11 protein-coding genes and 1 tRNA gene are annotated in these 10,381 nt (G+C 71.3%); 5 read left to right on the top strand and 7 right to left on the bottom strand.

The genetic code is table 11. The annotated features are described in order from the left end of the window. Positions 1–91: 91 nt before the first annotated feature. Together IEY20_RS16670 and IEY20_RS16665 are read right to left on the bottom strand one after the other, a co-directional pair. A complete protein-coding gene (locus IEY20_RS16670) occupies positions 92–346 on the bottom strand; it encodes a DUF7218 family protein (protein ID WP_022903882.1) in 255 nt (84 codons plus the stop codon). Between the two features lie 44 nt (positions 347–390). After that, the gene (locus IEY20_RS16665; RefSeq protein ID WP_022903881.1) at positions 391–726 is read right to left on the bottom strand and encodes a DUF3140 domain-containing protein; all 336 of its coding nucleotides are present in this window, start codon (positions 724–726) and stop codon (positions 391–393) included. Positions 727–850: 124 nt separating this feature from the next. Here IEY20_RS16665 and IEY20_RS16660 point away from each other — a divergent pair, with 124 nt between their 5' ends. The 3 genes from IEY20_RS16660 to IEY20_RS16650 all read left to right on the top strand — a co-directional run bounded on the left by IEY20_RS16660 (position 851) and on the right by IEY20_RS16650 (position 4,308). Further along, on the top strand, positions 851–2,074 hold the full coding sequence (locus IEY20_RS16660) for an alcohol dehydrogenase catalytic domain-containing protein (protein WP_022903880.1): 1,224 nt from the start codon (positions 851–853) through the stop codon (positions 2,072–2,074). Then, entirely contained in the window at positions 2,071–2,976 is a 906-nt protein-coding gene (locus tag IEY20_RS16655; RefSeq protein WP_022903879.1) for an SDR family oxidoreductase, read from the top strand. Before IEY20_RS16660 ends, IEY20_RS16655 begins: the two co-directional genes overlap by 4 nt. Positions 2,977–3,183: 207 nt before the next feature. Next, positions 3,184–4,308, top strand: a complete 1,125-nt coding sequence (locus IEY20_RS16650; protein WP_175327824.1) for an AI-2E family transporter — start codon at positions 3,184–3,186, stop codon at positions 4,306–4,308. 146 nt (positions 4,309–4,454) lie between these two features. Here IEY20_RS16650 and IEY20_RS16645 read toward each other — a convergent pair whose 3' ends face one another. Further along, positions 4,455–5,390, bottom strand: a complete 936-nt coding sequence (locus tag IEY20_RS16645; RefSeq protein WP_175327823.1) for a DMT family transporter — start codon at positions 5,388–5,390, stop codon at positions 4,455–4,457. Between the two features lie 70 nt (positions 5,391–5,460). After that, positions 5,461–5,533: transfer RNA gene (locus IEY20_RS16640), tRNA-Val, on the bottom strand. Positions 5,534–5,741: 208 nt separating this feature from the next. On the opposite strand from IEY20_RS16640, the gene IEY20_RS16635 reads away from it, so the two are divergent. Together IEY20_RS16635 and IEY20_RS16630 are read left to right on the top strand one after the other, a co-directional pair. Beyond that, complete coding sequence (locus tag IEY20_RS16635) at positions 5,742–7,313, top strand: putative Ig domain-containing protein (protein WP_188889327.1); 1,572 nt, start codon at positions 5,742–5,744, stop codon at positions 7,311–7,313. A 103-nt stretch (positions 7,314–7,416) separates the two neighbouring features. After that, the gene (locus IEY20_RS16630) at positions 7,417–8,322 is read left to right on the top strand and encodes a PHP domain-containing protein (protein ID WP_175327821.1); all 906 of its coding nucleotides are present in this window, start codon (positions 7,417–7,419) and stop codon (positions 8,320–8,322) included. Positions 8,323–8,454: 132 nt separating this feature from the next. Here IEY20_RS16630 and IEY20_RS16625 read toward each other — a convergent pair whose 3' ends face one another. From IEY20_RS16625 to IEY20_RS16615, 3 genes are all read right to left on the bottom strand, one after another. Then, positions 8,455–8,802, bottom strand: coding sequence for a hypothetical protein (locus tag IEY20_RS16625; protein WP_148286173.1), 348 nt, complete (start codon positions 8,800–8,802; stop codon positions 8,455–8,457). After that, a complete protein-coding gene (locus tag IEY20_RS16620; protein ID WP_175327820.1) occupies positions 8,799–9,827 on the bottom strand; it encodes a DUF4238 domain-containing protein in 1,029 nt (342 codons plus the stop codon). Before IEY20_RS16620 ends, IEY20_RS16625 begins: the two co-directional genes overlap by 4 nt. A gap of 82 nt (positions 9,828–9,909) precedes the next feature. Continuing rightward, entirely contained in the window at positions 9,910–10,272 is a 363-nt protein-coding gene (locus IEY20_RS16615; RefSeq protein ID WP_175327819.1) for an ArsR/SmtB family transcription factor, read from the bottom strand. Positions 10,273–10,381: the final 109 nt, after the last annotated feature.

The following is a 10,381-nucleotide window of genomic DNA, read 5'->3' as shown; positions in this document are numbered from 1 at the left end:
CCGCCGCCTGCGCGAGGCCCGGTCCCTGGTCCGCGACCACCACCGCCTGCCCTCCGTCCGCCGCAACGCCCACGTGGCGTAGCGGCCGACGTCAGTGGTCGCGGAGGGCGGCGATCAGCTCGCTCTTCCGCTTCGACGAGTAGCCGGTGAGTCCGAGTTCCTTCGCGCGCTTCCGCAGGTCGGCGACGGTCCAGTCGTCGTAGGAGCCGGACTCACCGCCCTTCTTCCCGACGGCCTTCGTCCCTCGGGCAGCCGCGGCGTTGCTGATGCGCGCGGCCTTCTCCTTCGAGGCGCCCTCCTCGCGGAGTTCCTCGTACATGTCCGGTTTCTTCAGCTGGTTCGGCATGGCCCGGAGGCTACGCCGGGGTGGGCCGGGGTCTCGCAGCCGGCTCAGTCCTTCTCGGGGTCGTTGCCCCAGTTCATCAGCGACCACCGCCACTTGGTGTCGTGCACGTCGCCCTTCGGCCGCTGCTTCGAGTGCCGCGCCACGTACCCGACGACCTTCTTCATGTGGGCGTAGTCGTCGTCGGTGTAGTCGCCCTGCTTCTTCTCGAGGATCCGCACGATGTGCCGGCCGCTCTCGTGCCCGGTCGACTCCCCGCCGCCGTCGGACTTCTGCCCGACCTCCTTCGACTCGTCGGTGTCGAGCCACTGCTTCAGCTCCGAGGCGGTCATGTTCACGGCGTCCGCGAAGTCGTCGCGGATCTCCTTCTGGTCGTCGCTCATGCCCCGACCCAACCCGGTCCGCCTGACCACCGGCTCCCGGTGCGCCGAGCGGACTGACGCTCCGGGTCTTCGGAGCCGGTGCCGCGTTGAGTGGTCCGCGCAACCCACGACGGAAGAGGAACACATGCGCGCAGTCGTCTGGCACGGCATCGGGGACATCCGCCTCGACGAGGTCCCGGAACCGACCATCCAGCACCCCGAGGACGCGATCGTCCGCATCACGCGGAGCGCGATCTGCGGGACCGACCTGCACTTCGTCCGCGGCACGATGGCGCCGATGCACGAGGGCACGATCCTGGGGCACGAGGCCGTCGGCGTCGTCACCGAGGTCGGAGACGCCGTGCGCGGGTTCAGCCCCGGCGACCGGGTCGTCATCAACTCGACCATCTCGTGCGGCGCATGCCGGTACTGCCGGATGGGCAAGACCGCGCAGTGCGACGTCGCGAACCCGAACGGGCCGCAGGCCGGCACCAGCTTCTTCGGCGGCCCGCAGTCGACCGGTCCGGTGAACGGCCTCCAGGCGGAGTACGTCCGGGTGCCGTGGGCGCGGAACACGATGCACCCGCTGCCCGAGAACGTCAGCGACGAGCAGGCGATCCTGCTGTCGGACATCTTCCCGACCGGCTGGTTCGGCGCCGAGCTCGCCGGGGTCACCCGCGGTGACGTCGTGGTCGTCTTCGGTGCCGGGATCGTCGGGCAGTTCGCGGCGGCATCGGCGTACAAGCTGGGTGCCGCACGGGTCATCGTCGTCGACGGCGAGGAGACCCGTCTGGCAGCGGCGCTCGCGCAGCACTGCGAGGTCGTGGACTACAACCGTGAGGACCCGGTGCAGACGATCCTGGACCTGACGAACGGCATCGGCGCGGACTGCGTCATCGACGCCGTCGGGGTCGACGCCGAACGTCCGAAGCACGGGCCGGCCGCCGTGTCCGACGAGGACGCCGCGGCGTTCGACGCCGAGGTGCAGCAGGTCGCCCCGGACGCGTCCCCGGACGGCTTCGGCGACCAGCAGCAGTGGAAGCCCGGCGACGGCCCCTCGCAGGTCGCGCAATGGGCGGTGGCCGCGGTCGCGAAGTACGGCCGGATCGGCATCATCGGCGTCTACGGGCCGACCGCCCAGCAGTACCCGATCGGCGAGGCCATGAACAAGAACCTCACGATCCGGATGGGCAACTGCGACCACCACTCGGTCACGCCGCCGCTCATCGACATGGTCGCCGCCGGGCAGTTCGACCCGACTGCGCTCATCACGGAGCACGAGCCGATCGGCTCCGCGATCGAGGCGTACGAGGCCTTCGACCGCCGCGAGCCGGGCTGGATCAAGGTCGAGCTGGAGCCGGCCCGATGAGCGCCCCCGAGGACCAGTACGCCTTCGGCGACCCGCGGAGCCGGTACCCCGACGTCTCCCCCGAACCGCAGACCCAGGAGGAACCGGGGCTGCAGTCGCAGATGGACCCGGTCCCCGACCTCGGCGAGTCGAGCTACCGCGGGACCGGTCGGCTGGCGGGCCGGAAGGCCCTCGTCACCGGCGCGGACTCGGGCATCGGCGCAGCCGTCGCGATCGCGTTCGCCCGGGAGGGCGCGGACGTCGCGCTCGCGTACCTGCCCGACGAGCAGTCGGACGCCGACCACGTCATCGAGCAGGTCGAGGCGGCCGGACGCACCGCCGTCGCGATCCCGGGCGACCTCCGCGACCGGGCCTACGCGAACGATCTCGTCGAGCGGGCGGTCGCGGGACTCGGCGGGCTCGACGCGCTCGTCAGCGTCGCCGGCAAGCAGCGGTGGCAGCCGGACCTGCTCGACATCACCGACGAGCAGTTCGAGGCGACGTTCGACGTCAACGTGTTCGGCCTGTTCCGGCTCGTGAAGGCGGCACTCCCCCACCTGCGCCCGGGCTCGACGATCACGACCACGGCCTCCATGGAGGCGTACAAGCCCGCACCCGACCGCCTCGACTACGCCGCGTCGAAGGGCGCGATCAACAACTTCTCGAAGGGGTTGTCGCAGCTGCTCGTCGAGCGGGGCATCCGCGTGAACGTCGTCGCCCCCGGGCCGACGTGGACGGTGCTGCAGCCGAGCGGCGGGGTGGACCCGTCGACGCTGCCGGAGTTCGGGTCGAGCGAGTCACCCATGGGCCGGGCCGCGCAGCCGGCCGAGCTGGCGCCCGCGTACGTCTTCCTCGCGTCGCAGGAGTCGAGCTACGTCGCCGGCGAGACGCTCAACGTGAACGGCGGCATGGTCACGCCCTGACGCGGAGCGCTCCTCGATTCCGCAGCGGGCAGTCCCGGTGCACGATCCTCGACGTTCGTGCACCGGGACTGCCACGTGGCCTCTCAGGAACCGCCGCGCGCCGCCGACGACCGCCCTCCGCTGAGCACGACCGCCGCCCCGTCGGTAGCGTCGGTGCGGTGACGACGGGGTCCGGCCCGTTCCACCGCCCACGACCCCGAGGACGTCATGCCCTTCCTGCACCGCTCCCCCGCTCCGATCGACGGCCGGGGGTCGGTGTGGTCCGACGGCTTCGGGCGGCTGGCCGTGCGCTGCCTGCAGGTGTCGGTCGTCCTCGTCGTGGCGGCCGTGGTGGTCCTCGCAACGGTGCGCCTGAGCCTCGTGTCGATCCCGGTGCTGCTCGCGCTCATCGTGGCGTCGGCGCTGTACCCGCTGGTGTCGTGGCTCCGCCGGCACGGGGTGCCCTCGGCCCTCGCGACGATCGCGTGCTTCCTCGCCGTGCTGGCCGTGATGGCCGGCGTCACGTGGCTGCTCATCGCGGCGGTCGCGAACCAGTGGTCGAGCCTCCAGTCCTCCGCGGTCGACGGCCTGCAGCAGCTGCAGGACGTGCTGCACGACCTCCCGGTGCACGTCACGGACGGCCAGATCGACGACGCGGTCGACGGCGTGGTGTCCTTCGTGACGAGCCCGCAGTTCGGCTCCGGTGCCATCGCCGGCATCTCCGCCGTGACGAACTTCGCGACCGGGGCCGTGCTGATGGCGGTGATCCTGTTCTTCTTCCTCAAGGACGGTCCGGCACTCTGGGAGTTCCTGCTCCGACCCTTCACCGGCGCGCAGTACGCCCGCGCTCGTCGCGTCGGGGACCGCGTCGTGCAGACACTCGGCGGCTACGTCCGCGGGACCGCCGCGATCGCCGCGTTCGACGCGCTCGCCATCGGCACCGGTCTGGCGATCCTCGGGGTGCCGCTGACGATCCCGCTGGCGGTCGTCGCGTTCGTCACCTCGTTCATCCCGATGATCGGCGCGCCCATCGCCGGCACCCTCGCCGCGCTCGTCACCCTGGTGTCCGTCGGGCCGGTGCAGGCGGTCGTCGTCGTCGGCATCGTCGTGCTGGTGAACCAGGTCGAGGGCAACCTGCTCCAGCCGGTGCTGATGGGCAAGACCCTGAGCCTGCACGGGCTGGTCATCCTCGTCGGCCTCACCGCCGGGACCGTCCTCGGTGGCGTGTTCGGCGCGATCATCTCGGTGCCGCTCCTCGCCGCGGTGTGGGGCGTCGTGCAGGTGTGGAACGGGCCCGACCAGCCTGCGGAGCCGTGGCGGCAGAAGCGCCGCGAGGACGTGCCCGTCGGCTGAACGCAGCGGGACCACGGGGATCCGGGTCCGCGACCTCGCGCAGGGCGCCGCTCCGACGGCGGCGACCGCCCGTCATCGCGACCAGCAGCCAGGAGGCGCGGTGCACGTCGGACGCGCACCGCGCCTCCAGGCCGTGGCCGCTCTGGTCAGGACCGCGCCGGCCGCGCGACGGGCGCGACCACCAGGAGCACCAGCGCGACCCCGATGCACGCGAGTCCCGCCCATCCGGGGGCGGTGAGCCGCTCCCCCACGACGAGCACCGCGAGGACCGTCGCGACCGCCGGTTCGAGGAGCGTCACCGTCGTGGCCGTGCTCGGGCGGATCGTCGCGAGGCCGATGCCGAAGAGCAGGTAGCCGAGGAACATCGGGACGAGCGCCAGGTACAGTCCCGCCAGCACGTTCGTCCACGAGGTCAGGAACGCGCCGCCCGTCAGGACCAGGACCGGCAGCAGCAGGACGCCACCCGTGCCGAAGACCGCCCCCATCGACGCCGCACGGCCCGCGCCGACGACCATCAGCCGGTGGGCCGCCCACGAGTACACCGCGTACGTGACGCCGGCGACGAGTCCGAGGAGGATCCCGAGGACCGTGCCGCCCGACCCGATGTCGGTGCCGGCGGGCGCGTCGGTCGGGGCCTGCCCGCTGTCGACGCCGGACAGGCAGAGCACGGTGCTGCCGAGGACCCCGAGCGCCGCGGCGGCCACCCACGCACGTCCGAGCGGTCGGCGGTCGACCACGCGTTCGAGCACGCCCGACGCCAGCGGGGCGGATGCGAGCGAGACCACGGAGCCGATCGCGACGCCCGCGGTGTGCATGGAGCTGTAGAACGCGAGCGGGTACACCGCGACCGCGATGCCGCCCAGCAGGACCAGCCCGAGGTGGCGGCGGAGCACCGGCCGCGCCCTCTGGAGCGGCCCGACGGCGACGGCGGCCTGGAGGAGTCCGCCGATCCCCAGTGCGGCCGCACCGATGGCGAGCGGGCCGACCGCGGCGGTCGCGGCGGCGGTGCCGGTGGTGCCCCAGAGGACCGCGGTGACGACGACGGCGACCAGGCCGGTCCGGGGCGACGGGGTGGTGCGCACCGGTCGCACCTCCGCTCGCTGGGGTGGTCTCTGGCTCTGGCTCTGGCTCTGCGGAGCGGTCCCCGCGGGGTGGGCCCTGACGGACTCGAACCGCCGACATCTTCGGTGTAAACGAAGCGCTCTACCAACTGAGCTAAGAGCCCCTGTTCGACCATCCTAGGGGGCCGCCGCGGACCCTTCGTTCGACACTCCATCTGAAGAGTCGTTCAGTGATCGGGGCGGTGCGTCTCGCTGACCAGGGCTTTCTCGACTCCCCCCTCGAACGTGTGGCACGGACCGGAGCCCCGAGGACCCCTATGCTTCGCGAACGGACAGCAACGCCTGGTGTCCGATGACCGAGGGGGACTCCCGTTGCCGAACCGCACTCCGAACCGTCGTCGCGCCTGCACGGCGGGGACACTCGTCGCCGTCATCACGCTCGGTGGCCTGCTCGGGGTGGCGGGCCCCGCTGCCGCAGTCGCCGCAGACACGACCTCCGGGACTGACGCGGACGTCGCGGTGGTCGGGCAGCAGGCGGACCCGGCTGCCGCGGACACGGGGAGCTCCGGCGGAACAGCGGCAGACGCAGGAGCGGCGAGCGACACCGGCGCCGCTGGCTCGGGCGCCGCCGACTCGGGTGCTGCCGGCACGGGTGCCGCCGGCTCGGGTGCCGCCGGCTCGGGTGCCGCCGGCCCGGATGCAGCGACGCCTGCGGATGCCGGGACCGCGGCCGGCACTCCCGCGACCTCGGACCCGACCACACCCGCGGCCTCGTCGTCCCCGGACCCGTCCGACACCGCGTCCCCCTCGGCCGACGCGACCGCCGTGACGATCGACGGCGCGCCGACGGTCGGCGCCACGCTGACCGCGCGTGCGACGGGGTTCACCGGCCCCGTCACGTACTCCTGGCGCGCCGGGGACACCACCCTCGCGGCCGACGGAGACTCCTACACGCCGACCCGCGCGGACGCGGGCCAGGTCATCACGGTCACCGTCGACTCCCTCACCGACGACCCACGGTCGGCGAGCACCACCCGGGTGACGGCGCCGCCCGCGTTCGACGACCAGTCGACCCCGGACGACCCGGTCACGCTGACCACCGGCGCCGGCGAACGGTTCCGCCACGCGTTCGCCACCACCGGGTTCCCTGCTCCGACGTACTCCGTGCAGTACTGGGACGCCGACGCGTCGCCCGAGGAGTCCGACGGCGACGACTCGTCCTTCCTGCCGTACGGGATCACCCTCGACCACACGACCGGCGTCCTGTCCGGCACCTCGGACTACGCCGGGACGTACGCCTTCCGGATCGTCGCGACCGACGGCACCACGAGCGTGTCGCAGTACGTCCACCTCACGACCACCCCTGGGGCACCGCTCGGCATCGAGGTCACCGCCGAGGACCGGTCCACCGTCCTCACCGCACACTCGACCAGCTGGGTCATCGAGCGCGACGGCACCGTGTGGACGTTCCAGAACGAGACGACCCGTGACGGCGACGGCTACATCACGTTCGGGTCCGGTTTCGAGGGCGGCCAGCCGACGATCGACCAGGGCGGCACCCTCCTCGTCGGCGGCGACCTCGTCGACCGGTTCGGCAACGCCGTGCACGCCGACGACTGGACGCCCACGCCGGTGACCGTGACCTCCGACCACGCCTCGGACGTCATCGCGCCGGACGAGGAGTGGACCGGCCGGGCCGACGTGACGTTCCCGCAGGCGTCGACCCACCGACTGACGGTGTCGGCGCAGGACTTCGCGACGGCGTTCAACGTCGCCGTGCGACCCACCGCGGTCACGACCGTGCGGACCGTCCCGACGACGACCCGCACCGAGCTCGCCTACACCGGTTCGGACGCGCTGGGCCTGCTGCCCTGGGCAGCAGGCCTGCTCCTCGGTGGCGCCGCGATCACCGCCGTGCGCGGAGGCGTCCGCCGCCGGCGCTGACGAGACAGCCGCATCCGCGGTAGCGGCGTCACCGGTGTTCTGCGGCGCTCCGGTGTCGTGACCGGCCTTGCCGCCGGTGCTGCCCGGTGGCAGGGTCGGTTCCATGACGCTGCCCGCCGACGCGCACGTGCACAGCGAGTTCTCATGGGACGCCGGATCGGACCCGTCGTCCGTCGGCTCGATGCGGCGGACCTGCGAGCGGGCGGTGCGCATCGGACTGCCGGCCCTCGTGTTCACCGAGCACCTCGACCTCGAGGACCACTGGGTGGCCGGGCCGGAGGACCTCGGATCGCACGCCCACACCCTCGTGGGCGTGGACGGCCGGGTGCGATTGCCGCCGCTCGACCTCGACGGGTACCTCGCCGCCATCGACCGCTGTCGGTACGACTTCCCGGAGCTCACGATCCTGACCGGCGTCGAGTTCGGGCAACCGCACCTGTGGGACGCTGCGGCGGCCGACGTCGTCCGCCGGGTCGACCGGGTCAACGGGTCGCTGCACATGCTGCCGTTCGAAGAGGGTGACGCGGGTGCAGGATCGGGCGCGGACGGCGCTGCTCGAGGTGCCGCACACGATGCCGGGGCCCGGACCGAACCGTCGACGCTCTACCGGTACCGGCCGCCTGCCGACGTCATGTGGGCGTACCTCGCCGAGATCCCGCGCATGGTCGCCGGCTCGGTCTCCTTCGCGGTCTTCACCCACATCGACTACGCCGTCCGTTCCTGGCCGAGCGCCACCGCCGGCCCGTTCGACCCCCGCGAGTTCGAGGAGGGGTTCCGCTCGGGGATGCGCGCGATAGCATCGTCCGGTCGGGCCCTCGAGATGAACACCCGACGGCTCTGGTCGTGGGTCCCGCAGTGGTGGGCGGAGGAAGGCGGCCGGGCGGTCACGTTCGGGAGCGATGCGCACACCGCGGACGCCCTCGCCACCGGGTTCCCCGAGGCGACGGCGATGCTCGAGTCGTTCGGGTTCCGGGCGGGGCGTCGGCCCGAGGAGTTCTGGACGCGGTGACCCGGGGCTCACGGGGAACGCGGCGTCGCGGAGCGAGCTCGAGGACCGCTCCTCCCCACGCAGCCCTCGCGCACCTGACCATGAACCGTTCGTTCGGTCTCCTGTGGATCGCCCAGGCGCTGTCGTCCATCGTCAACGCTCCCGACCCGGCATCGTCACCGCGCCCTGCCACACCCACACCCGGTACCGCGATCCGTCCCGCCGGATGACCTCCACCTGCACCGCCCGGTCCGTGTACGCGACGACGACCGCCCGCTCCTGCACGCGCACCTCGACGAACCGCAGCCAGACGTCGACGGTGTCCCCGTCCGAGACCGGGACGGGTGCATCCGGGCCGATCTCCTCGCGCGTGAGGCTCACCGGGTACGGACGGGTCAGGAACTCGTTGACCGCAGCCCGCGAGACATCTGCCGGCACTGTGCGGTATTCGCCTGTGCGGAGTTCGCTGCTCGGCCAGCGGTCGGCGCGGCGTCGACTCATGGCATCTCCAATCGAACGTGTGTTCGAATGATAGACCGAGCCGGAACTGAGTCGTCACGACCACCCGCGCTCGCACGGCCCCAGGGCTCCCCGTTGAACTCCCGGGCCTGGCTCCCCATCTCCATCCGAGTCGGGTTCGGCTCGGGCAGGTCCTCGGGAAGGAATCGCCCGTCCTTCGGATGCAGGAAGAGCCATTTGCTCGCGAATCCCACGGTGTGTTCGTTGAAGAAGCGCTCCATCTGAGTGCTCCCGAGCGGGAGTGTCATGTCGAGCTCGCCAGCTGCCACGCGATCGACCGAGATGTGCTCGGCGAAGACCATCGGGTCCCCCATCACCAGGCCGAGCTCGCGCGTCAGCGGCATGATGATGCCTGCTGCAGTGGCGTAGCCGACACCTTCCCAGGGGGACGCATCGGCTGGCGTGACGAGGGACACGGGATGATCAGAGGTCACGAGCGATCTGCGATCGAACCGGACGAGCGTCCACGGACGTCCGAGGATGTACGGGAGGATCTGGGTCGCGCTGGAGAGCATCTGGTCGGCGAACTCGATGCTGCTCACCCGCAAGGGCGGCCCTTCGGGGCGTATCGCTTCGGCCCACATCCGATCGACGGTGTCGTTCGTGACTTGCGGGTCCGCTCGTTGGAGCTGCTGCGTGAAGAGCTCGCGTCCGCCGACACCGATTTGCAGACGCGCCAGCTGTGCTTCGAGTGAATCCACGGTGCGGCGCTGCGTCTGTGTGCGAGTGCTTTGCAACGCGATGAAGAAGGCGAGCGCCTGACGGTCCGCCGATGGGAGCGGCCACACGCCTGACGCGATCTGCGCGATGATCGCAGCCGTCGGGGCCTCGACTTCCGCAAGCGCCCGCTCGAGGACGTCATCGCCACCGTCATGCCCCGGCAGGGCGTAGAAGTCGGTCTCAACGGCAGCACTGTTCACGGACTGCTTGTACCGCCGTTCCCCGGGCAGCGGGACCGTCAGGAGCGTGTCACCGTCCGCGAAGCCGCGCAGGTAGAACTTCGGCACGGTGTGATGCCGTCGAGACGTTTGCCGACCTCCGTCAGTCATGAACTCAGCATGAACGAACCGGCCGACACGCTACGTCGCTCTACCGAACGGTCGAGACTCCCCCGATGAGCGCACCGACCGATTCGAGGGCGCCGGGGACGAGGGAGAAGTAGGCCCAGGTGCCCCGCTTCTCGCGGTGCAGGATGCCGGCATCGACGAGCACCTTGAGATGATGCGACACGGTCGGCTGGGACAGCCCGAGCGGTTCCTGCAGGTCACAGACACAGGCTTCGGCGCCGTCATGCGCGGCCACCATCGAGATCAGTCGCAGGCGAGCGGGGTCTGCGATCGCTTTCAACGACTTCGCGAGGACCTCGGCGGACTCCTGCGTCATCGCTTCGGTTGTGACGGGCGAGCAGCACGCAGTGACGTCCTGGATGGGAAGCAGCTCGATCGTCGTCATCGCATCATCATCCCACGGACTTCGACACGCGTCTATATTTGCGTTCATCTATATCGACGTGCTTCGATGTTCCTGTTCGACTTCCGATCGACCTGCAGAGGACCGACTC

The organism is Curtobacterium luteum, assembly GCF_014646995.1.
GTDB lineage: Bacteria > Actinomycetota > Actinomycetes > Actinomycetales > Microbacteriaceae > Curtobacterium > Curtobacterium luteum.
The sequence above is the reverse complement of the archived record's forward strand: the minus strand, read 5'-3'. Positions and strand labels throughout refer to the sequence as shown.